The sequence below is a fragment of the Silvibacterium bohemicum genome (genome assembly GCF_001006305.1).
GTDB lineage: Bacteria > Acidobacteriota > Terriglobia > Terriglobales > Acidobacteriaceae > Silvibacterium > Silvibacterium bohemicum.
The window spans coordinates 144032-165443 of the sequence record NZ_LBHJ01000001.1; the positions used below are offsets into that span (position 1 = coordinate 144032).

At 60.1% G+C, this 21412-nt stretch carries 21 protein-coding genes; 6 read left to right on the forward strand and 15 right to left on the reverse strand.

The genetic code is table 11. The annotated features are described in order from the left end of the window. Positions 1 to 55 precede the first annotated feature (55 nt). Complete coding sequence (gene leuB / locus XX99_RS00665) at positions 56 to 1159, reverse strand: 3-isopropylmalate dehydrogenase (protein WP_050057458.1); 1104 nt, start codon at positions 1157 to 1159, stop codon at positions 56 to 58. Between the two features lie 30 nt (positions 1160 to 1189). Continuing rightward, positions 1190 to 2389 (reverse strand): 2-isopropylmalate synthase, encoded by a 1200-nt coding sequence (locus XX99_RS00670; protein WP_082125224.1) that lies wholly within the window; start codon positions 2387 to 2389, stop codon positions 1190 to 1192. Positions 2390 to 2515: 126 nt separating this feature from the next. Here XX99_RS00670 and XX99_RS00675 point away from each other — a divergent pair, with 126 nt between their 5' ends. Both XX99_RS00675 and XX99_RS00680 read left to right on the forward strand, forming a co-directional pair. Continuing rightward, positions 2516 to 3436 (forward strand): LysR family transcriptional regulator, encoded by a 921-nt coding sequence (locus tag XX99_RS00675; RefSeq protein ID WP_050057460.1) that lies wholly within the window; start codon positions 2516 to 2518, stop codon positions 3434 to 3436. A gap of 168 nt (positions 3437 to 3604) precedes the next feature. Further along, the gene (locus tag XX99_RS00680) at positions 3605 to 4201 is read left to right on the forward strand and encodes an acyloxyacyl hydrolase (protein WP_050057461.1); all 597 of its coding nucleotides are present in this window, start codon (positions 3605 to 3607) and stop codon (positions 4199 to 4201) included. A 401-nt stretch (positions 4202 to 4602) separates the two neighbouring features. Here XX99_RS00680 and XX99_RS00685 read toward each other — a convergent pair whose 3' ends face one another. From XX99_RS00685 to XX99_RS00695, 3 genes are all read right to left on the reverse strand, one after another. Continuing rightward, positions 4603 to 5160, reverse strand: a complete 558-nt coding sequence (locus XX99_RS00685; protein WP_050057462.1) for an outer membrane beta-barrel protein — start codon at positions 5158 to 5160, stop codon at positions 4603 to 4605. 113 nt (positions 5161 to 5273) lie between these two features. Further along, positions 5274 to 7070, reverse strand: a complete 1797-nt coding sequence (locus XX99_RS27035; protein WP_050057463.1) for a M48 family metalloprotease — start codon at positions 7068 to 7070, stop codon at positions 5274 to 5276. A gap of 173 nt (positions 7071 to 7243) precedes the next feature. Further along, entirely contained in the window at positions 7244 to 8278 is a 1035-nt protein-coding gene (locus tag XX99_RS00695; protein ID WP_184084451.1) for an energy transducer TonB, read from the reverse strand. Between the two features lie 472 nt (positions 8279 to 8750). On the opposite strand from XX99_RS00695, the gene galE reads away from it, so the two are divergent. Beyond that, the gene (gene galE, locus XX99_RS00700) at positions 8751 to 9725 is read left to right on the forward strand and encodes a UDP-glucose 4-epimerase GalE (RefSeq protein ID WP_050057465.1); all 975 of its coding nucleotides are present in this window, start codon (positions 8751 to 8753) and stop codon (positions 9723 to 9725) included. 80 nt (positions 9726 to 9805) lie between these two features. On the opposite strand, the gene XX99_RS28265 is transcribed toward galE, so the two are convergent. The 4 genes from XX99_RS28265 to XX99_RS00715 all read right to left on the reverse strand — a co-directional run bounded on the left by XX99_RS28265 (position 9806) and on the right by XX99_RS00715 (position 14315). Next, on the reverse strand, positions 9806 to 9928 hold the full coding sequence (locus tag XX99_RS28265; protein WP_156185743.1) for an MFS transporter small subunit: 123 nt from the start codon (positions 9926 to 9928) through the stop codon (positions 9806 to 9808). A gap of 16 nt (positions 9929 to 9944) precedes the next feature. Beyond that, on the reverse strand, positions 9945 to 11315 hold the full coding sequence (locus XX99_RS00705; protein WP_050057466.1) for an OFA family MFS transporter: 1371 nt from the start codon (positions 11313 to 11315) through the stop codon (positions 9945 to 9947). Positions 11316 to 11595: 280 nt separating this feature from the next. After that, a complete protein-coding gene (locus XX99_RS00710) occupies positions 11596 to 12591 on the reverse strand; it encodes a CPBP family intramembrane glutamic endopeptidase (protein WP_050057467.1) in 996 nt (331 codons plus the stop codon). Between the two features lie 161 nt (positions 12592 to 12752). Beyond that, positions 12753 to 14315 carry a glucuronyl esterase domain-containing protein gene (locus tag XX99_RS00715; protein WP_231581100.1) on the reverse strand — a complete coding sequence of 521 codons (1563 nt, stop codon included), beginning with the start codon at positions 14313 to 14315 and terminating at the stop codon, positions 12753 to 12755. A gap of 283 nt (positions 14316 to 14598) precedes the next feature. Here XX99_RS00715 and XX99_RS00720 point away from each other — a divergent pair, with 283 nt between their 5' ends. Together XX99_RS00720 and XX99_RS00725 are read left to right on the forward strand one after the other, a co-directional pair. Next, positions 14599 to 15588: a hypothetical protein gene (locus tag XX99_RS00720; RefSeq protein WP_050057468.1), complete on the forward strand. Its 990-nt coding sequence runs from the start codon at positions 14599 to 14601 to the stop codon at positions 15586 to 15588. A 105-nt stretch (positions 15589 to 15693) separates the two neighbouring features. After that, positions 15694 to 16323 (forward strand): NAD(P)-dependent oxidoreductase, encoded by a 630-nt coding sequence (locus XX99_RS00725; RefSeq protein WP_050057469.1) that lies wholly within the window; start codon positions 15694 to 15696, stop codon positions 16321 to 16323. A gap of 3 nt (positions 16324 to 16326) precedes the next feature. On the opposite strand, the gene XX99_RS00730 is transcribed toward XX99_RS00725, so the two are convergent. Next, positions 16327 to 16794, reverse strand: coding sequence for a metallophosphoesterase family protein (locus XX99_RS00730; protein WP_311732198.1), 468 nt, complete (start codon positions 16792 to 16794; stop codon positions 16327 to 16329). 1 nt (position 16795) lies between these two features. Beyond that, complete coding sequence (locus XX99_RS00735; RefSeq protein ID WP_050057471.1) at positions 16796 to 17644, reverse strand: ABC transporter permease; 849 nt, start codon at positions 17642 to 17644, stop codon at positions 16796 to 16798. Positions 17645 to 17853: 209 nt separating this feature from the next. On the opposite strand from XX99_RS00735, the gene XX99_RS00740 reads away from it, so the two are divergent. After that, positions 17854 to 18174, forward strand: coding sequence for a hypothetical protein (locus XX99_RS00740; RefSeq protein WP_050057472.1), 321 nt, complete (start codon positions 17854 to 17856; stop codon positions 18172 to 18174). A gap of 17 nt (positions 18175 to 18191) precedes the next feature. Here XX99_RS00740 and XX99_RS00745 read toward each other — a convergent pair whose 3' ends face one another. From XX99_RS00745 to XX99_RS00760, 4 genes are all read right to left on the reverse strand, one after another. Further along, the gene (locus tag XX99_RS00745) at positions 18192 to 18620 is read right to left on the reverse strand and encodes a cobalamin B12-binding domain-containing protein (protein WP_050057473.1); all 429 of its coding nucleotides are present in this window, start codon (positions 18618 to 18620) and stop codon (positions 18192 to 18194) included. A 127-nt stretch (positions 18621 to 18747) separates the two neighbouring features. Further along, positions 18748 to 19791: a polyprenyl synthetase family protein gene (locus XX99_RS00750; RefSeq protein ID WP_050057474.1), complete on the reverse strand. Its 1044-nt coding sequence runs from the start codon at positions 19789 to 19791 to the stop codon at positions 18748 to 18750. Positions 19792 to 19863: 72 nt separating this feature from the next. After that, on the reverse strand, positions 19864 to 20367 hold the full coding sequence (locus XX99_RS00755) for a YajQ family cyclic di-GMP-binding protein (protein ID WP_050057475.1): 504 nt from the start codon (positions 20365 to 20367) through the stop codon (positions 19864 to 19866). A gap of 47 nt (positions 20368 to 20414) precedes the next feature. Next, a complete protein-coding gene (locus tag XX99_RS00760) occupies positions 20415 to 21245 on the reverse strand; it encodes a TatD family hydrolase (protein WP_050058043.1) in 831 nt (276 codons plus the stop codon). Between the last annotated feature and the right edge of the window lie 167 nt (positions 21246 to 21412).

A 21412-nucleotide genomic window follows, 5' to 3' on the forward strand; every position in this document is an offset into this window, starting at 1 on the left:
GTTGCGAATGCGTTCTTTGGCGCGCAACGCGCGCTCCCGCCCGTGCGGCCAGCACCTAGACGGCGTGCATGGCCTGGCGGCGGTCGATGATCTCGTTGAGCGCCTGGTGGACGTGCTTGCCCATCTCCTGTGTGGTGACGCCCATCTTCGATTGCCCGCGAGCGAGGTCGGCGGTACGGTAGCCTTGCTCCAGAACTTTGCGCACCGCGGTTTCGACGGCCTGTGCATCCTGCTCGAGCTTGGCGGAGTGGCGCAGCACCATGGCCGCGGTGAGGATCGCGCCGAGTGGATTGGCGAGGCCCTTGCCTGCAATGTCGGGCGCGGAGCCGTGGACCGGCTCATATAAATTGACCGTGCCACCCAGCGTCGCCGAAGGCAGCATGCCCAGCGAGCCGGTGATGACCGCGGCTTCGTCGGAGAGGATGTCGCCGAAGAGATTCTCGGTGAGCACCACGTCGAAGTTGCGCGGTGTATTCATCAGGTGCATGGCGCAGGCGTCGACGTACTGGTGTTCGAGCGTGATGTCCGGATATTGTGAGGCCAGCTCGGTCACCGTGGCGCGCCAGAGCTGCGAGACCTCGAGGACATTGGCCTTGTCGACCGATGTGACCTTCTTGCGGCGCGCGCCGGCGAGTTCGAAGGCCACGCGGGCGACGCGGATGACCTCATCGCGGGTGTAGCGCATGGTGTTCCAGGCCGAGCCGGCTTCGCGATCCCAGGAGCGCGGCTCGCCGAAGTAGAGGCCGCCCAGGAGCTCGCGGACGAAGAGGATATCCGCGCCATCTACGACTTCCGCCTTCAGCGGAGAGTTCGAGGCGAGTGCGGGCCACGCGAACGACGGCCGCAGGTTGGCATAGCCCCCGAGGGACTGGCGCAGCTGCAGCAAGCCGGCCTCGGGACGGCGGTCCGGGGGGAGGGAATTGAACTCATTGCCGCCGACCGCGCCCAGCAGGACGGCATCGCTTTCAAGAGCAGCATCGAGCGTGGAGGACGGCAGCGGCAAGCCGTGCTGCTTGATGGCGACACCGCCAATCAGCGCCTCGCGAAATTCGAAGTCGTAGCCACCGAGCTCGGCCACGGTGCGCAGTACGCGTACTGCCTCGCCTGTGACTTCCGGCCCAATGCCATCTCCAGCAACAACCAACACTTTCAACTTCATTTCTCTCTCCAATGTGTGGAACGCAGCCGTCTAATTCGGCTTGTATGCAGGCTCTTGCGCAATCAGGTCGTGATGACGCTCGTGGTGAGCTACGAGGTTGATCAGATCCTGGTCGTAAATTGACTTCTTCCGATCGGCCAGTTCGGTAAAGGCGCGATAGGCGATGTCGAGGTCGGCGGGCTGCAGATGATATCCCAGCTCGACGAGCCGCGAGCGCAGCGCATGGCGGCCGGAGTGCTTGCCCAGCACCATGCGGTTGGCGGGAACGCCGACCGAGGCCGGCGTCATGATCTCGTAGGTCAAAGGGTTCGACAGCACGCCGTGCTGGTGAATGCCCGCCTCGTGTGCGAAAGCATTGCTACCCACCACCGCCTTGTTGGGTGACGGCGCGAAGCTGATGGTGCGGCCCAGCAACTGGCTCACTCCATAAAGATGGTCGAGCTTCAGTCCGTGCTGAACGGGGAAGCGGTCTGCGCGGACGTGGAGCGCCGCGGCTATCTCTTCGAGTGCTGCGTTGCCGGCGCGCTCACCGATGCCGTTGATGGTGCACTCCACCTGCCGCGCTCCGGCTTCGATGGCGGCCAGGGCATTGGCGACGGCCAGGCCGAGGTCGTCATGGGTGTGCGCCGAGAATGTCACTTTATCCGCGCCGGGGACCCGCTCGCGGACCATGCGGAACATGGCCGCGTAGTCACTGGGGATGGCGTAGCCGACGGTGTCGGGCATATTGATGATGGTTGCGCCCGATCCAATCGCGGCGGCAACGATCTGGCAGAGGAAATCGGGGTCGGTGCGGGTTGAATCTTCCGGAGAGAACTCGACTTCATCGACCAGCGTCCTGGCGTGGGCGACGGACCGCGCTGCGGCCTCCAGAGCCTCTTCGCGGCTGATCTTCAATTTGTATTGGAGATGAATGTCGGAGCTGGCCAGGAAGATATGGATACGCGCTCGCTCGGCTCGTTCCAAGGATTTCGCCGCGCGCTCGATGTCCTCGTGCCTGGCGCGCGCCAGGGAGGTGATGATCGGGCCGCGAATCTCCCGGGCCACGCTCTCGATGGCGGCAAAATCTCCATCCGAAGAGATGGCGAAGCCCGCCTCGAGAACGTCTACGCCCAGATCGGCGAGAGCGTGCGCCATCTCCAGCTTTTCCGGCTGGGTCATGCTGCAGCCCGGCGACTGTTCGCCGTCCCGGAGCGTGGTATCGAAGAAATCAACGCGATCTTGTGCCATCGACATTACCTGCTTGATCTTTAGTCTGCCAAAATCTGGAACATGATTCAAATTTATAATTTCTACCGAATCGATAGAAATCGTTTATAGTTTGGCGAATAGCACTCGGGGTTGCCGTTTTCGCTTATGGACCTGTCTCAACTTGAAACCTTCCTGGCGGTGATCGAAGAGCGGGGATTTTCCCGCGCGGCCAGTCGCCTGCACCGAACTCAGCCGGCGATCAGCCACACCATCCGGCGGCTGGAGGAGGAGATCGGCGAGCCGCTCTTCGAGCGCAGCTCGCGCGAGGGCACGCTGACCGCGGCCGGGGAGCTGCTCCGCGAATACGCGCAGCGCATGCTGAAACTGCGCGGAGAGGCGACCAGCGCGCTCGAAGAGCTGCGCTCGCTGGAGCGCGGACGGCTGCACATCGCGGCCAACGAATACACCTGCCTCTATCTGCTGCCGGTGCTCGACGAATTCCGCCGCCTCTGCCCGCACGTCAGCGTTCTGGTCGAGCGGGCGCTGGCCAGCCGCATCCCGGAGCAATTGCTGGATCGATCGGTCGAGCTGGGCATGCTCACCTTTCACCCTCCGGATTCGCAGCTTCGCTCGACCGCTGTATATAACGATTCGGTGGTCTTCGTGGTCGATCCCCGCCATCCGCTGGCCCGCGAGAAGAAGGTGGCCATCCGTCAGCTGGGCGCGGAGAGTTTCATGGCGCACAATGTGGTCTCTCCGCTGCGCCGCCGGGTCATCGAGCTCTTCGAGAAGCACAAAACGCCTCTCAATATGTATGTGGAGCTGCCCAGCCTGGAGGCGATCAAGCGCTTCGTGGCCATGGGCAATGGCGTGGCCCTGGTCCCGGGGCTGACCGTGCAGCAGGAGTTGGCGCGTGGCGAGCTGGTGCGGGTGCATGTTCCCGAGCTCAAGATCGAGCGGCAGCTTTTGCTGGTTCATCGCCGCCAGGGGACGCTTTCCCATGCCGCAGAGGCATTCCTGAAAGTGGTGAAGTCGGTATCTCACGAGAATGGTGCGCCGTTCTGCTACCGGCCGATAGCTCCCTGAAGTCTAATGGGTTAGATTCAAGTCCGATTCCCCAGTCGGATGCTGTCGAATTACGGTGTGACAGGTACAATTGCCAGAGTGGACCGGAGGTTTTCTCGCGGCACCACATATTTTCATCGGCCGCAGAGGCATTACGCCCGCCCAGGCGGGCCAGAGGTTCACGAACGAATGAAGAAGAGTCTGTTGGTGCTGTTGCTACTGCCCGTTATGGCAGTAGCGTGTTTGGCTCAGGAGAGCCGCCAGGATATCAGCGTAAGCGGATCGGCTCTTATCCCGACCTTTATCGCCGGAAATGCAGTGCAGCTGCATGCGACCGTCGGTTACGGCGTATTGCTCAGCTATCGCTACCTGTTAACCCCGCGCAGCGGGCTGGAATTGAACTACCAGTACGCGCAGGAGCTGCAGCACTTCATCAACCCGACGAATAATGTTCTGGTCCACGATCGCTTCCAGGAACTCTCGGGTGCGTATGTGTACAGCTTCGCCTACAAGAACTTCAATCCGTTTGTGGAAGCCGGCGTTGGCGGCTACATCTATGGTCCGATCGACGACCAGAAGACGCAGCTGCAGAACCTGAGCCAGAGCACGAATATCGGCGCGCTCTACGGCGGAGGCATCGCCTACGAGATCAGCCCGAGCTTCGATATCCGGGCGGAATACCGCGGTATCTTCGTGAAGACTCCGAGCTTCAACCAGGCCAACCTGCGGACCAATCGTTACTACAATCTCAACGACCCGGTCATCGGCATAGCCTACCACTTCTAAACTCGTAGTAATCTCAGGCCGCCGGCATCCCTCTGCCGGCGGCCTTGTTGTTTGTGGCTTTGATTTCCTATTTCAAGAGGTGAGGGGTTGGAGGCTCGGCCGTTCTCTATTTTTCTGCTGGATCTTCGGCAAAGAGAGTTTCTGAGTAGGCGAGAAAACCGACGATTCGACGGTACCTCGGTGATCTGGCCCGATGCCGCAGCACCTCAGAGGCTAAAGCCTCTTCCCGGAATCTCCGAAATGTGAGGGCTGGAGCCCTCACCTACCCTGGAGAGATTTACGACCGGCTAACCCGTCTTTGAATCATCGGAATTACCGCCCCGGTTCCTTTTTCAGAACCTTCTTTGAACTGGGTCTTGTACCGAGCACGTTCGCGATGCGCTGCAATGTGCCCGAATTACTTAGTGAGAACCGAGGATTCGGTAGGCGACGCCCACGCTGAATCCAGTAGGGTGGAGTCCGTTGGATTCGCCCGGATAGAGTCCGGGAGCCGAGGGCAGGATCTGGTATTCATAGTCGCCGCGAACTGCGAGGTGGCGAGTCAGGCGGTAGTCGACGAATGCGCCGGGCGCGTAGGCGAAGTAGCTGCCGTTGCCGATGTCAAAGGGGTAGTGAATCCACACCCCGCCTAAGAGAAATTTGGCGTTGAGTGAGAATTTGTGGAAGCGGTAGACGCGATACTTGACGCCGCCGAGATAATCGCCCTGTGTTTCTCCGCCCGTGCCCTTGTAATGCAGCCAGCGGGCTTCTCCCTCGACTCCCAATTTGCGGGTAACATTGAGATCGAAAAAGGCTCCGGGCCCCACCAGCCGGCTGGTGGAAGCATAGTCGGAGTTAAAGCTGGAGATCTCACCACCCACCCATAAAGCGGCATTTCCGCCCACTGCGGAGGGCGCCACCTGTGCGAAGGCCGCTGTCGATCCAAGCATCGCTGTCAGGATCAGAATTTTCTTAAGCACAATTCACTTCTCCAGATTGCAAAAGTACGATGTGTCCTTGCTACCCGAGCCTAACAATCTCGAGATGCGCCGGGCAGATTCGCGCCAGCGCATCCCCGAGGCTACTCCGGATTCTACTGAGGATTGGCGGGCGGCGGCGGGGCGGCACCGGCCGGCGGAGCGGCTGTGCCATCGGCCGCCGGCGCGGGAGCCGGAGCAGCAGAAGCAGGAGCATCGGAGGCCGGAGCTGCCGCCGGTACCGGCTCTGCTGGCGGCTGGTACCGCTGCAACCGGTAGAAGATCGGGGTGACCTCGAACGGCATCTTGTCGCGCGCATTGATGAGGGGAGCAGGCCTTACGTTCAACTGGAAGACCTTGTCGTCCCATGAGTCGATGCGGAGATGGCTGTTGAGGGGAAGCGCGGCAATCTGGGTGAGGTCGTCCATGTTGAGCTTGGGCGCGCCCTGCGTCAGGCCGGCCAGCCACGGAGTGCCATCCTGCTTGACCAGGGAATCTCCCAGCCGCGGGGTGAGCAGGAAGGTGAGAGCCTTTTGGCGGGTTCCCAGCTGTGCGAAGAAGAGGCCGACGCTGCCGGCCTTGTCCTTGTAGACGGAGTTGTTGAACAGCTCCACGGCCTTCTTGGCGGCGGCCTCGTTATCCACGTTGGAATGGTTCATGGTGATGCGCTGGAAGGTGGCCTCGTCCGGGAAGAGCAGCCGGTCGTTGAAGGCGTAGCGGGTATCGATGTGGTGGCCCAGAACGATGTGGGCAAGCTGGAAGCTCAGCACCGCGGCGAGATCCTCTTCGGAGGGCAGGACATCGACCAGCCCCTTGCTGATGAGGATGGTGTCGCCGACGGCCAGAGACTCGAGCGGCGTGGTCAGCATTACGCGGCAGCGGATATCGTCGGGCAGGACGAGTTTGTTGCCGATGACGATGTTGTTGGTCACCGTCTCCAGCACCTTGTCGAAGTCGCTCGGGGGAGCCAGCAGTCCGGCCTGGGTCAATCTGTCGAGAACGTTGTCCTCGGCCTGGCGGACCCACTGGCGCTGCGCCTGCAGGGGGCTTACGTCCTGCGACTGGCCGCTCTGATCCTGGGCGTTTTCCACTTCGACCGATTCGCTATCCGCCTCGTGTGAGGGAAGTTTCAGCGAGTAGCCCCAGAAATAGGTCTGAGCGCGGAAGCCGAAGTTCTTCTTCGATTCGCCAAGCTGGGACTCTTCGACGTAGATGGCGCTGGGCAGCCACTGGTTCGGCTGGATGTTGGTCCGCCAGCTATCGAAGTGGTAGTAGTGGGCTACTTCGTCGTCCTTGCTGCCGGTATAGGTTCCATTGAAGCGGACGACGTGCCCGTCGCGGTCTTCGATCCAGATGCGGCCGAAGAAGCGTCCTGCGCCCTTGACTTCGGGGCGCGGGCGAACGTCGAAGACCATGGTGCGCACGCTGCCCAGGAAGTCGCGGCGGACATAGCTGAAGAGGTAGTGCTGCTGGTCGAAGCCCACCGGATCGATGAACATCATGTCCATGAAGCCGGTCGCCGAATAGGCGATGTGAAAGCTTTTGGTCAGATCGGACATGAACTTGAAGCTGCCCTTGAAGAAGCCGCGTCCAGCCGTTTTGCGTGTCTGATAGGCGTTGGCGTCGAAGGTCTTGCCGAAATCGACGCGGGCGATGCTGTACTCGTCGGACATGGGCACGGCGTAGAGTGCCGTATCGGGCCGCATGTTCTGGATGTAGGTCTGGACCAGAGGGGTGCTCTTCTCGATCTGCTTGACCGTCTCCTTTTCATTCGCGCTGGCTTTGTCGACCAGGGCCGCCTGCTCGGGGGTAAGGGGGACCGGCGGTGGGTACTTAGGCGCTTTCTTCGCGTGAGCGGCGCTCACGCTGAGACAAAGTGCAAACCCCAAGGACAAAAACTTGCGCAAATGCATTTACAGGCTCCTGATCAAACATACTCGTTCGCGTCGTGCGTGGTCCGAATCTAAAATGTACAGGGATTTGGGCTTCATCCCCTGCCGCAAGGCATGGCGTTGCTGGTACGCGGCCACGCAACGCATTGGACTCTCTGCCCGGGCTGGCGTCAGCAGTCCGGTAGTCTCCGATTTCAGGCGAGCTGGAAGCTCACACGGATTACGGTGACTTCATCGATCGCGTGCCCATCTTTCATCGCCGGCTTGAAGCGAATTCCCTGCGCCACAACCTTGGCCTGTTCATCCAGTCCGTGTCCCAGACCGTTAAGGATTTGCAGCACCTGCACCTGCCCCTCGGCCGTAAATTTCACTTGCAGCGTGACGTCGCCCTCGATCTTCAGCTGCCGCGCTTCGGAGGTATAGGCCGCGCGGGGCTTCGAAATCACGACGATCGGGGTGGAAGCCGCTGCCTGCTGGGCCATCGGCCGCGGCGTGGCCTGACCGAAGCCGGTCCCGGCAAATCCGCTCTGGGCGACGGCACCGGTTGTGCCGGGCCGGCCGGCTCCGCCAACCATACCGTTGGAGAACCCTGCGGAGGCTACCGTGGCGCGGGTATCTTTTCCGCCGGCTACTCCGTTGGCGACGCCGGAGCCGAAGGCAACGCCCTGGACGCTTCCCTTGCGAGCTGCGCCTGCGCCCTCGCTCGTGCCGGGAGTTCCCGCGAAGGAGCCGACCGCTGCTATGGTCGCTGGCTTGTTGGCGTCGGCATTGGGCCGTACGCCAACCGGATCTCCAAAGCCGCCCATTTTCGGAGTAGGAGCGGCAGTATTGTTCGCGACTACGGTCGGTGTCGGACTATTGAAGACTCCCACCTTCGGTTGCGGAGGCGGCGCGACCGCTTTGGGCGGCGCCGGAGCAATCTTGGGCATGGGAGGAGTTGGCACCGTGACCTCGGCCATCTTGGGCGGCTCGATCACCTTGGGCGTTTCTATTTTCGGCTTGGGCGGCTCGATCACCGGAGGCGGCGCGACGATTCGCACTTTCGGCGGCGGCGGTGGAACGTAAGGCTTGGGCTGCTCGACGGGGAAAATGAGGGTCGCGGAGTTGTACTTCTCCATCTTGACCTGGTGAATGCGCGCCGCGGCAAAGAGCAGCAGAAGTGCGCCAATGGCGACATTCACGATCATGCTGACGCCGAACGATCCAAGCCGGCCTTTCGGCTCAGGCAATAATCCAAAGCTAGAGTGATTCAACGGGTTGCTCGCCATATATTCGTCGGTACCAGCCTTAATTTTTTAGAAAGTCACGGACTTCGGACTGCCTGGAAGACTTAGACGTCTTCAGATTCCACTCACTGGGGAAACGTGACGGATCGCCATCGCTGACTTTCTTCCCTGTCGTTGAAACTTGTGGCGTACCGATCTTGCCGATGCGTTTATTGCTAGGATATTGGGTGCTGATGAAGCTGCAGCAATTGCGGCTCCAAATCTAGCTACTATCCATTACTTTGGTAATATTTTACGGGAAAACGTACCTTCTTGTAAGTGCGCAAGTAAACCTCGTTACTTCTGGCGATTTCGCGCGGCTTTCACCTCGCGGCCGGCGGCAGGAACGATCATAGTTTCACTACACCTACTTCCAAGTTATCGGCAGTTCGCCTCCATTTAATTTATAAAACTGCAAGAAAAGAGGGAAATAGCCTTGCGAATATTGATAACCGGAGGCGCTGGTTACATCGGCGGCACCGTGGCTAAGCATCTGCTCGACCTTCACCATGACGTAGTTATTTACGACAACCTTTGCCACGCGCGGCGGGAGATGGTTCCGGCGGGTGCGGAGTTCATTGAAGGCGAACTGGCCGACCGTTCCACTGTCGAGAAGGTTTTGCACACTGGTATAGACGGCGTGATGCACTTTGCGGCTCTTATTGAGGCCGGAGAAAGCATGAAAAAGCCGGAAATATACTTCCGGAACAACAGCGCGACTACTCTGACCCTCTTCGAGGCCATGCTGGCTACGGGCGTGAATCGCCTGGTCTTCTCTTCGACCGCGGCAGTTTATGGAGAGCCGGAGTCGACCCCTATCCTGGAAGACGCTCCGCTGCGCCCGACCAATGCCTATGGGGAATCGAAGCTATTGGTCGAACAGATGCTGTCCTGGCTGAACCGCGTTCACGGCTTCCGCTACGCGAGTCTGCGTTACTTCAATGTCGCCGGGGCAATCGAAGGACGCGGAGAGGCGCACGAGCCGGAGTCGCACATCATTCCGCTCATCCTGGATGTAGCCCTGGGCCGCCGCCAGAACATCAAGGTCTTCGGTCAGGATTACCCCACCCCGGATGGCACCTGCGTCCGTGATTACATCCATGTCCATGACCTGGCGCGCGCCCACCTTCTGGCCTTCGAGGCGCTGGAGAAGCAGAGCCGGTTGATCTACAACATCGGCAACGGTGTGGGATTCACAGTTCGCCAGGTGATCGAGTCGGCGCGCCGCGTGACCGGCCATCCAATTCCCGTGGAGGAGTGCCCGCGCCGCGACGGCGATCCGGCGGTCCTGATCGCCAGCTCGGAGAAGATCGGCAGGGATCTGGGCTGGGCTCCGAAGTACGCCGAGCTCGACGACATCATCGAGAGCGCATGGAAGTGGCACCAGCACCGGTACGCAAAGCAGGCCTAATTTTCACGCGGGAAAAAACTATGCGGGCCTAAGGAAGAAAATTCCTTAGGTCCGCACCGCGTGAAGGATCTGCGGTTGAGTTATTGCAACAGCTTGAGCGCGTTCAGCAATGTGAAATAAATGCCCCACGCCGCTGGGATGAGCACCACAAACCAGGCTGCGAAGACCAGCGCGGGCGACGTCTTATTTTCGGATGTAGCCATAGGGAATCTCCTTTTCCTAGTGAGTGGCTTCGATGTGGCTGGGATCGATTTCCATCTTCAGCCAGTGTTTGGCCGCGACCGGCCGCACCAGGAGATTGGCGATGAAGCCAACCACCATCAATCCGGCCATGATGTGCAGGATCACCGGATATGCCTGCTGTTTCGGCAGGTGATTGGCCACGTAATGATCGAGGATGCCGTTGACGATAAGGGGTCCGACGATGCCGGCCGTCGACCACGCCGTCAGCAGGCGTCCATGAATCGCGCTCACGTGATAAACGCCGAAGAGATCTTTGAGGTATGCCGGAATGGTTGCAAAGCCGCCGCCATACATGCTGATCAGCGCGCCGGAGATGAGCACGAAGAGCGGAACTGAGTCGAGGTGACTGGTTCCGGTGTAGGGAAGCGCCAGATAGAGAATCAGGCCCAGGGTGAAGAAGACCATGTACGTGGGCTTGCGTCCCAGAAAGTCCGATGTCGACGCCCAGATGAAGCGGCCTCCCATGTTGAAGAGGCTCAGCACGCCCACAAAACCGGCGGCTGCAATCGCCGAAACATGGCCGTGGAAGAGATCCTGGATCATCGGCGATGCCTGTTCCAGGATGCCGATGCCGGCGGTTACGTTCATGAGCAGGATTACCCAGAGAAGCCAGAACTGCGGCGTCCCGAAGGCGGTATTCACGTCCACATTGTGCGAGGAGATGAGTGCCGAACGCGCGGCTTTGGGAACCCATCCCTGGGGCTTCCAGCCGCCGGGGGGCACGCGAACGGTGAAGACGCCGAACATCATGAAGATGAAGTAGAGGATGCCCATGGTGACCCAGGTGGCGGCGATGGGATGGGCCGACGCTTTATAAAACACCATCAGCCTGGTGCCGAGCGGCGAGCCGATCATCGCTCCTCCGCCGAAGCCCATGATGGCGAGACCAGTGGCCAGTCCAGGCCGGTCGGGGAACCACTTGATCAGCGTCGAAACGGGCGAGATGTAGCCCATGCCCAGACCGACTCCGCCGATGACTCCATAGCCGAGATAGATCAGCGCCAGGGTGTGGGTTGCCGCGCCGGCCGCGGCGACCATAAACCCGCTGCCGAAGCAGCAGGCCGCGACAAACATTGCCTTGCGCGGTCCGGCGGTCTCGAGCCATTTGCCGAAGAGCGCAGCAGAAAGCCCGAGCATGGCGATGGCTATCGAGAAGATGTAGCCGACTTCTTTCAAGCTCCACAGTGTGCCATCTGCGGCCTTGAGTGCGAGTAATGGATTTTTAAAGACGCTAAAGGAATAAACCTGGCCAATGGCCAGGTGGATAGAAAGTGCAGCGGGGGGAACAAGCCACCGGTTGAAGCCGGGACGGGCAACGGAAAATTCACGGTCGAGAAAAGACGACATCAGGCGTACCTTCCAACAGCAGACTCATCACATAGATCGAACAGGGGGAGCCGAGGGCGCTTCTTCGAACTTGTTTTGATGCCATTTTCTAGCATATTGACGATGCGACTGGCGACGGAGTTACCAATACTGTTTAAGTGCCAGCATTCTATCTTCGACGTCGTTGAAAGGAAATGTTTAGGGTAGCGGAAATCGGATATGAGAAAAGACAGAATAAAAGACGCTGTCTTAGCTACTAAAGGCAGGTGCGAACATTCGAGTTTTGCCTTGGGATCTCGAGTTAGTGCACCAATCGCCGCTGCCGGACCCAGGCCGGTGCCCAGCCGTTGCCGGCAAAGGGTGATTGCACCCGCCTTCCCCACCACGCGATCATCAGGATGGCAATCAGGAAAATCAGGGCAAGCGCCAGGATGCTGCCTTCGGGGCCCGTGGCTCCGCCGCTCCACAGGATCTTCCCCAGCGGGTGCTCTCCGAAAAGATGCCCTTGCGCGAGCAGTCCGCTGTCGGATGTGCCGAAGAAGTAGGACTCGCCCCAATCCCATGCGGCGTGAAAGCCGACCGCCCACCAGAGCGAGCCGGTGTACCAGAGGCTGATGCAGAAGACCAGGCCGATGGCTCCGGCGGCGAAGAGACCTGCTGGCGATTCTCCCGGGTTGGCTCCATGCGTGAATCCGAAGAGAAAAGAAAAGAGCAGCGCGCCCCACCAGAAGCCCACGCCGCGGGTCATGGCGTATTGCACATAGCCGCGCAGCAGCGATTCCTCGAAGAATCCGGTGCCGAGAAAGACGAGGCCCCAGCCGAGTGCAAATTGCCAGATGGCCGGGCCATGCAATTGCAGCCCGTCGAAGGCGAGAAATCCAGCCTTCCAAAGCGTAAAAACTAGAACTGCGATGGCGAGAAATCCCCAGAAGAGGCCGGAGAAGAATCGAACCAGGCGAGCTGATCCCTGAAAACCGTAATAAAAGACGGGGCGCCGCTCGATGAGAGCCATGCACGCAGCCGCCAGGAAGACGCAGAGAACCTGCGTAACTTCGCTGATGATTCCCAGGCGCACGGTGAAGGCACCGGCGCCCGGAAGGATGTGAAAGACGGAGCGCATGAAGATGATATCGAGGGCGAGCAGGACGCCAAAGATAAGCAAAAACGCAAAGATGCCCCAACCGGCGCGAAGGCGGTTCGGACCCCAGAAGATCCATTCAATGCCGTGATCCTGCGGCGGGTTGGCAAGGGGCGCAATTTCGGTGGGCGACTGATTCTGATCTAGAGGAATATTCATGGCTCGTCAGAAGCCTCTGACGAGAATACGCCGGGAGAAGTTGAGTCGTTCCTTCAACAGATCAAAACTTCTCGCTTCGGAAGCCATGCTGTGTACTTTTTGGGGACACACGCTGCGCTGAGAGGCGAGGAAGCGTCCTCGCTTCTCAGCGGCCGCCGCGTTTATGGTTTGGCGGGAGAGTAGCCGATGAATTTGTCCACCCACTGAATGAAATACTTCACGTTGGGTGCGTCCGTATGTCCGCCATCATCCTGCCGCCATGCGAGCTGCCCGCCCAGGAGGCCGGCATTGACGGGAGGCATCTTGGCGGTGTGATAGTCTCCGGCGTCGTCCAGTCCTTTGGCTCCCAGCAGCGTGAAGACCGGGCTCGCCGCCACCGTGGCCATGAAGCTGCCCTGGTGATCGAGCCATTTCGCGTCGCCCTTCTCCGGGATGCCGTAGCTGATGAAGGTCAGCCGCGGAGCGCAGAGCGCAATCAGTTCGTTCGAATCAACGGGAAGTTGACCGGCATTCCCGCTGCCGAAGGACGCCTGGGAAGCGCCGTATTTCAGGAAATTTCCTGCCATCCAGTAGTATTCGCCGCCGGTCAGGCTCTCCACTGCTTCGCCGAAGTTGCGGCGGAGCAGAGTGGCTCCGCCTTTGCCCGACGACCCGACGAGAACCATCGCGAAGCGCTCATCGAAGGCCATGGTGACCAGTGCTGCCTTGCCGTAGCGTGAGACGCCTTCGATGCCGACGTGCTTCGCATCGACTGCAGGATCGGTCTCGAGGTAATCCAGGCCGCGTCCGGCGGCCCAGCCCCAGGCGCGCAAGGCTCCCCACTGCTCGGGGGTGCGCATCTGTCCTTTGTTGACGAGGCCGATGATGCCGCGCGTCAGATCGGCTCCGTTATCCGGTTGCGCGCTTGCCGGGTCGAGCAGAGCGAAGCCCCAGCCGGCGGCGAGGAGCTCCCAGGTGCTGGGTGGGTCGCCGTCCTCGTTATAGCGCGGAAATTCAAAGGGCTTCGGGAGCTGCGGCTCCCAGGCGGGATGCTGGGCCAGGACGTCGGCGAGCGTGGGATCTTTTTCGACGAGGAGAGCTTTCATCGCCTGGTTGATCCGGTAGAGCTGATCGGCGGAAGGTTCATTCGGCTCGGGAAAGCCGCTGCGTGCGAACATCACGAGCAGCGGGACGGGACCCTTGGCATTCGCGGGAGTGACCACCGTCATGTGGATGTTCACATCGATCTGGGGATACGAGGAGTTGTCGACGTGGCCGACCACATCCTTGGCGATGACCGGATTGCCTCCGATGACTTCCTTATCGATGGCGCGTACCGACCAGGTCACATGCGGGACATTCTCCGGTATGCGTCCGTAGACGTATTTTTCAAAACCTTCCACGATCTCGGGGCGGCGCTTGTCCCACCAGACTTTGGCCGAGGTTACCTTCTCGCCGTTATTCAAGGTCAGCGCGTCGGGAATGTCTGGAAAGGGATTGGCCTTGGACTCATCGTAATTCGCATGATCGGGAGCTTTTTCATTTCCGCTCGGACCGGGGCGCAGTGCGGTGATGTGAAGCTGATCCATCATGTTCTGGTGGTCCTGATCGGCGGTGATGGGAGCCGCACTTTGTCCTTGAGCCTGGAAAGCGGCCGGCTGAATGAACTGAATCATGGCCATCGAAGAGGAGAGCAGAAAAAGCCGCGAACGGTAAGCCCCGGAACGTTTCTTGAAGAGTGCCATTTCCATCCCTTGAGAAAAGCGATTTAATTCGGCATCCATAGTAAATCGCCGAAGAGATCCCTGGCTGCAAAATACGTGAAGAAAGCGAGAAGTCGGCCTATCGTGCCGGTGAGCTTGATTCCGGAGACCTCTGCGCTCTTGGGCGCGGCCGGATGGGCGAGCCTTGTTCTGCCGCGGAGCTGCTTTTGACGGGATCGCAGCATGCCGCCTTGACATTGCGCCCGGACCCAGCAATCCTAATCATTTCCCGCATCTTAAATTTGCGTCATTGGAGCCCCCGCTTTTGAACGTTCGCGTTTTCTATCACGACAAGTGTTTCGACGGGGCCTGTTCGGCTTCTCTGTTTACTCGTTTCCATCGCGAATGCATGACTGCGGGCGCCGATTACGAATATCACGGCCTGGTGCATCGCGCCGGGGCGTTGTTCAACGAGGCGGACTTCACCGGCGACGAAAACGCGATTGTCGACTTCAAGTATTCGCCGTCGCCGAAGATTACATGGTGGTTCGACCATCATCTGAGCGCGTTTCTTACTCCCGCCGATCAGCAGCAATACAAGCAGGGGCTTGAGGACGGCAGCTTCACCAATCGCCGCTTCTTCGATCCCGCGTACACCTCCTGCACCAGCTTTCTGGCGCATATTGCATCGACGAAGTTTGGCTTCAACGCCGCGCCGGTAGCGGAGCTGGTCCGCTGGGCGGATATCGTAGACGGCGCGCTGTACGAGAGCCCTCAGGCTGCGGTCGAGATGGCCGAACCGGCCATGAAGCTGACGCTGGTGATCGAGTCGACGCAGGACCCGGCGTTTATTCCGCGGCTTATTCCGCTGTTGACGGCCATGCCGCTGGGCGAGATTTTGAAGGAGCCGTTTGTTGCGGAGCTGTTGCCGCCGTTGCTCGAGCGCCATCAGGAGTCGATTTCTCTGATTCGCAGCCGCGCCGAATCCAGGCAGGGCACGATCTATTTCGATATCAGCGACCGTCCGATGGAGGGATTCAACAAGTTCATCCCTTATTACCTGCACCCGGAGGCGACTTACTCGATCGGTCTTTCGAAATCGAGCTTCCGCACCAAGGTGTCGGTCGGTTCGAATCCGTGGACCAAGGCCGATCCGGAAAAGATGCTGAACCTGGCGACGATCTGCGAGCGCTATGGAGGCGGCGGCCACGCCCGCGTCGGAGCCATCTCGTTTTCGCCGGACCGCTCGGACGAGGCGCGCAAGGCGGCGGCGGAAATCGTCGAAGAGCTGCGGGCTAACGATCCGCTAGCGTAGAAATCTTCTCGCCATTGCCGAATCTTCGAGCCAGGTCGTCTGCGAAGCGCATATAAAGTATCCATCGCGCTTCGACCTCCATCGAACTGCGAGGAGATTCCGAAGATGAACGTCGTTCTTTATGGTGCTACAGGTGTGATCGGCAGCCGCGTGCTTACCGAGCTGCTTTCGCGTGGACATCGTGTAACCGCAATCGTACGGAACCCATCCAAAGTTCCTCAGCATGCCGGCGTACAGGCCCTGCAGGGAAGTGTTCTGGACGCGAAGGATGTTGCGGCTAAGGTTGTGGGCGCAGACGCGGTGATCTGTTCCTATGCTCCGCCAACGGACGCGGCCGGCGAGTTGCTTGACGCCATCCGCGCTTCGATTGCCGGGGTGAAAGAGGGCGGAGCCAAGCGCCTGCTGGTAGTCGGCGGGGCGGGCAGCTTGCTGGTCGCGCCGGGAGTCGACGTGATCGATTCCGGCCATCTTCCGGAGCAATGGAAGGCGATTGCCATTGCCCACCGCGACGCTCTGAAACTCCTGAAGGAGTCGGACATTGACTGGACGTATTTCTCGCCGGCAGCCTTTATCCAGCCGGGAGAACGTACCGGCAAGTTCAGGTTGGGTGAGGATTCACTTCTGGTCGATGCGGAGGGCAACAGCCGCATCTCAGCCGAGGATTATGCGATTGCGCTGGTCGATGAATTGGAGCGGCCAAAGTATATTCGGCGGCGTTTCACCGCCGCGTATTGAGCGTTATCCGAGGGTGATCAGTCGCGGTTCGATTTTTCCGTCCTCGATGTCGAGGAAACCTACCGATACGGGCAGCGAAAACCGCCTGGGTCCGGCGCTGCCGGGATTGAAGTAGAGAACGCCCTTGTGCCTGTTGATGGCCGGCTGGTGCGAGTGTCCGCTGATGACGGCAGCGATGCCGGCCGATGCCGGATCGAGGTCGATGTCATTGCGATCATGCAGCATGTAAATACTTAGTCCGCCCAGCTCAACGATCTCGATGGCAGGAAGCTGGGCGCATGGGCCGCTCCGGTCGATGTTGCCGCGAATGGCGGTCACTGAGGCAATCTGCCGCAGATCTTCCAAAATTTGCGGGTCGCCCACATCTCCGGCGTGCAGGATGTGATCGGAGCCTTGCAGTGCGGAGAACGCTTCGGGGCGCAGCAAGCCGTGGGTGTCAGAGATAACGCCGATCGACATTTTTTGCGACACGCTAGAGTCCTACGCTGAGGCGGGTTCGTGGATCGAGATAGTCGCGGAGTGCGTCGCCGAGGAAGTTGAAGCACAGCACGCAGAGCATCACGGCGAGCGCGGGAAAGAGGACCAGGTGCGGCGCGTCGAAGAGATGCGATCGTGCTTCGTCGAGCATCGATCCCCAGCTGGCGGTCGGCGGCGGCACACCCAGCCCGAGAAAGCTGAGCGTGGCTTCGGCGAGCACCGCGCCGGCCATTCCAATGGCCGACTGAACGATGAGAGGCTGAATGATGTTGGGCAAAATGTGCCGCACGAAGATGCGCAGATTGCTCGCGCCCAGCGCCCGTGCCGACTCGACGAACTCACGCTCGCGGACGGCCAATACCTGGGCGCGAACCAGACGCGCGTAACCCACCCAGCCGCCGATGGAGAGAGCCAGAATCAGGTTGAGCATGCCGGGGCCGAGGAAGGCAACAAAGGCGATGGCCAGCAGAATTCCCGGCATGGCCATGAAGGCATTCATCGCGAAGGTATTGATCGCGGTATCGATCGCGCCGCCGTAATAGCCGGCGATTCCGCCGAAGACAATTCCCAGGCTGAGCGAGCAGGCCACGACTGAAACCGAGATCGACAGCGACAGCCTCGCTCCGAAGATCACCCGCGAGAGAATATCGCGTCCCAACTCATCGGTTCCGAACCAGTGCGCGGCTGTGGGCGGTGACAGCCGGTGCGTTAGATCGATGGTCGCGGGATTGTCCGGAGCCAGGAGCGGCGCGAAGAGCGCCAGGATCGCAAAGGTGGCGAGCAGCAGGATTCCAACCAGTGCGAGCGGCTGTTTCCGGAGTTGTGCGGGCAAGAATCGATACATTTCGAAGCTCTGTTCGACAGTAACAACTTATCGCATTATTTCAAGGGGCTGTCTCGGAGCGGCCACGGCCTGATGGCGCTCGTTGAAGCCGCCGCAGGTGTTGTTCCCGAGGTGATAGAGTTGCATCGTATTGAAAGACGACCCGCGCGTACGCGGCTGCGTCTCGTATCTATTCAAGCTTTTCCATTCGTTGATTCGATGGGGTGACGATGTCTTCTTTTACGAAGGTCTCAGGCGTGGCGTTGGCGGCAGTCGCCGCTTTATTCTTGATGGCGGGATGCGAAACCGGACGCACCGACAAGCAGCACAGATTAATGCCGATCTCGGATGAAACGACTACCGGCAAGCAGGACGCAACTTTTACGGCCAATGCCGAAGGCCAGCCGCCTGTGCCCGGCTCCCCCACAGCAGCGGGGCCGGATGGCAAGCAGCCCTACGAAGATTGGCAGGCGCGTGCTGGAAAAGGCGCGGAAGACGGAGTTGCTCCGCCGCCTGCGGTGCAGGTCAAGGATTCTTTCCAGAGGCAATAGGCCGGATCTCTGAAGGCTCAGATACCGACGGTGAGGCCGCGCGGCTTCACATTCTCGCGGATGAATTTTACGGTCGTCTCGAGCGAAGTGCCGGGTCCGAAGATGGCGGCTACACCCTGAGCGCGAAGAAACTCCGTATCCTGCTCGGGGATGGTCCCGCCCAGGACGACGAGGATGTCCGAGGCTCCTCGGTCTTTGAGCAGACCTGTCACGCGCGGCACGATGGCATTGTGGGCGCCGGAGAGAATGCTCAGGCCAATGCAATCCACGTCTTCCTGAAGCGCCGCGCTCACGATCATTTCGGGTGTCTGGCGCAGGCCGGTGTAGATGACTTCCATGCCTGCATCGCGCAGGGCGCGCGCAATCACCTTTGCGCCGCGATCATGACCGTCGAGACCGGGCTTGGCAACGAGCACGCGAATCGGGGTAGTGCGTGTGGTCTCCATAGCGACTGCTGAGAATATCACAGGCAGACGTCGGCCTTGCATGGGCTGTTGCCCTAGAGCTACGCCTCGGGAAGATGCGAACGCCCACTCTTCTTGCGCCACTGCTGGCGTGGAAGGTCCGCTACTGCTACTTGTCGCGAGCCACGACGAAGTCGGGAACCCACAGCAGGGCGCGCTTGTAGTCGGACTCAGGTAGCACGGAAAGCGCATTGCGCGCCGCGTCGGCGTATTGGAAGGCGATATTCATCGCGTAATCGACCGAACGGTGACGGCCGAGGATGGCCAATATTTCGGCATGAGTCACGCGATGAAAATCCTGATCGGTGAGAACGGTCTGGATGGCGGCGCGTTCAGCGTCGGTTCCATTTTCGAGGGCGTGAATCACAGCCAGCGTGGCCTTGCCTTCGCGCAGATCGCTGGCCACCGGCTTGCCCAGAACCTCTTCGCTGGCGGTCAGGTCGAGCACGTCGTCGACGATCTGGAAGGCCATGCCCAGGCTGCGGCCGTACTCGCCCATGCGCTCTTCCATGCTGGTGATGGGGGTGGACGCGGAATCGGAATGCAGATGTCCGTTCGACTGAACATCCACACCGGTCGCCGCGAGCACCGACCCCAGCCGCATGGAGACCTCGAAGAGGCAGGCGGTCTTGCGGTAGATCAGCGCGTTGTATTCGTCTTCGGAGATGCACCGGCCGAGCTTTTCCATCTGCAACAGCTCGCCCTCGACCATCTGCTGGGTGAGGCCGATGAGCAGGTCGAGGATGCGGAAGCTGCGCTCTTCGAGCGCCACGCGGAAGGCCTGCATGTAAAGCCAGTCGCCCGCCAGCACGCACTTCGCATTGCCCCAGGTGGTGTTCGCCGAGGGGCGGCCGCGACGGGTGTCGGCGGCGTCGATGATGTCGTCATGGACCAGGGTCGCGGTGTGCACCATCTCCACGACTGCACCCAGGCGAATCATGCCTCCGCCGGTGTAGCCCTGGGCTTTCGCCGAAAGAAGAAGCAGCGAAGGCCGGATGCGCTTGCCGCCGCCCTCGCGCAGATACTCGGAGATCTCAGTGATCGCGGCGACCGAGGAAACCGTGTCGCCGCCGAACTCGCGCTCGATGGCGCGCAGGTCGTCATGCAGCAGGTCGAAGACTTCTTTTGCCGTCGCTATGGCCAGTGTGCTCACTCGGGCTGGGCTCTCGCTGCCTTTCCGTTATGGTCCTTGAATCGGGGCCGAACTATCCGGACTGGTTCCCGACTAATTCGAGCGGAAGTTCGTGAATTGCATGTCGATGCCGAAGTCCTTGCCTTTAAGCAGCGCAATCACCTCTTGTAGAGTATCGCGATCCTTGCCCGTGATGCGCACGGTATCCCCCTGAATCGTCGCCTGGACCTTCTTTTTCGAGTCCTTGATGACCCGCACGATGTCTTTCGCCTTCTCCGAAGGTATGCCCTGCTGCAGGGTAATCTTCTGGCGAACGCTGGACCCGGTGGCGGCCTCAACCTTCCCATACTCGAGATTCTTGAGCGGGATGCCTCGCTTCACCATTTTCTGCTGCAGAATTTCAATGACGGCCTTGAGCTTGTATTCGTTTTCCGAGGCCAGCTGCAGAACTTTGTCTTCTTCCGCGAGCTTGATCTCCGATTTTGAGTCCTTCAGATCGAAACGGGCGTGGACTTCTTTGCTCGCCTGATCGATCGCGTTGCGTACCTCCTGGATATCGACCTTGGAGACGATATCGAAGGAATTTTCCGCTGCCATAAGTTACTCCTACTATTAGATTATCCGCTCCGCCATCCGGCGCCGTCTCAGGAATGAATTTCCTGAGCGGGTATGGTACCGAAAAAGCGGTGAAAGTTTTTGGTCGTGCCGAAAGCGACGTCCTCGGCGGCGATGCCCTGGACCTCTCCAACCTTGGCCGCGACCTGCGCCACCCATGCCGGCTCATTGCGCTTCCCGCGGTTGGGGACCGGCGCCAGGAAGGGCGCATCGGTTTCGATGAGCATCCGGTCGAGCGGCACCTGAGCCAGCGCATCGCGGATGGGCTGAGCCTTGGGGAAGGTGACATTTCCGGCGAAAGAGATCAGAAAGCCGAGATTCATGGCGCGTCGGGCGTGGTTCCACTCTCCTGTAAAACAATGCAGGATGCCGCCCAGACCGCTCGGTCTCCACTGCTGTTCGAGAATGGCCAGCGTGTCGTCCCAGGCGTTGGTCGAGTTTTCCGAAGGCCGGCAGTGAATGATGATCGGCTTTTTGCGTCCGGCGGCGATCTCCATCTGGCGCGAGAACGCGGCTTTCTGGATATCGCGCGGCGAGTGATCGTAGAAGTAGTCGAGGCCGATTTCTCCGCAGGCCAGAACCTCTGGCTGCTGCAGCAGATGATCGAGCTTGGCGTAGGCGGCTTCGCCGGCCTGCTGTGCTTCGTGCGGGTGAACGCCAGCGCTGGCGTAAATCTTTGGAACCCCCGGCTTGCCCGCATACTGGCGGGCGAGATCGACGGCCTGGTGCATGGTGCCGGGACCCTCGCCGATGCCGATGGAGAGAATGGTGCGCACGCCGGCGTCATAGGCGCGAGCCAGCAGGGCGTCGCGGTCTTCGTCGTAGCGCGGGCTGTCGAGATGGGCGTGAGAATCGATCATGATCGGAGAGCTTAAGAAGCAAAAAAGATCGGAGAGCTTAAGAAGCAAAAAGCAAAAAACTACCGTTGAGTGCGCGGGTGCCCACATCTCGTCTTTGAGATGTGGGATAAGGGGTTTTCGACTCGGAATCGGGAGCACCCGGCAAAGGTGTGGCGCGAAGCGCGTAT

What these genes read in the sequence shown, in the direction of transcription:
- leuB (WP_050057458.1), bottom strand. Translation starts at nt 1,159, where the DNA reads ATGAAGTTGAAAGTGTTGGTTGTTGCTGGAGATGGCATTGGGCCGGAA.
- XX99_RS00740 (WP_050057472.1), top strand. Translation starts at nt 17,854, where the DNA reads ATGTCTTCTTTTACGAAGGTCTCAGGCGTGGCGTTGGCGGCAGTCGCC.
- XX99_RS28265 (WP_156185743.1), bottom strand. Translation starts at nt 9,928, where the DNA reads ATGGCTACATCCGAAAATAAGACGTCGCCCGCGCTGGTCTTCGCAGCC.
- XX99_RS00725 (WP_050057469.1), top strand. Translation starts at nt 15,694, where the DNA reads ATGAACGTCGTTCTTTATGGTGCTACAGGTGTGATCGGCAGCCGCGTG.
- XX99_RS00735 (WP_050057471.1), bottom strand. Translation starts at nt 17,644, where the DNA reads ATGTATCGATTCTTGCCCGCACAACTCCGGAAACAGCCGCTCGCACTG.
- XX99_RS00715 (WP_231581100.1), bottom strand. Translation starts at nt 14,315, where the DNA reads ATGGCACTCTTCAAGAAACGTTCCGGGGCTTACCGTTCGCGGCTTTTT.
- XX99_RS00705 (WP_050057466.1), bottom strand. Translation starts at nt 11,315, where the DNA reads ATGTCGTCTTTTCTCGACCGTGAATTTTCCGTTGCCCGTCCCGGCTTC.
- XX99_RS00670 (WP_082125224.1), bottom strand. Translation starts at nt 2,389, where the DNA reads ATGGCACAAGATCGCGTTGATTTCTTCGATACCACGCTCCGGGACGGC.
- XX99_RS00745 (WP_050057473.1), bottom strand. Translation starts at nt 18,620, where the DNA reads ATGGAGACCACACGCACTACCCCGATTCGCGTGCTCGTTGCCAAGCCC.
- XX99_RS00675 (WP_050057460.1), top strand. Translation starts at nt 2,516, where the DNA reads ATGGACCTGTCTCAACTTGAAACCTTCCTGGCGGTGATCGAAGAGCGG.
- XX99_RS00680 (WP_050057461.1), top strand. Translation starts at nt 3,605, where the DNA reads ATGAAGAAGAGTCTGTTGGTGCTGTTGCTACTGCCCGTTATGGCAGTA.
- XX99_RS27035 (WP_050057463.1), bottom strand. Translation starts at nt 7,070, where the DNA reads ATGCATTTGCGCAAGTTTTTGTCCTTGGGGTTTGCACTTTGTCTCAGC.
- XX99_RS00760 (WP_050058043.1), bottom strand. Translation starts at nt 21,245, where the DNA reads ATGATCGATTCTCACGCCCATCTCGACAGCCCGCGCTACGACGAAGAC.
- XX99_RS00755 (WP_050057475.1), bottom strand. Translation starts at nt 20,367, where the DNA reads ATGGCAGCGGAAAATTCCTTCGATATCGTCTCCAAGGTCGATATCCAG.
- XX99_RS00710 (WP_050057467.1), bottom strand. Translation starts at nt 12,591, where the DNA reads ATGAATATTCCTCTAGATCAGAATCAGTCGCCCACCGAAATTGCGCCC.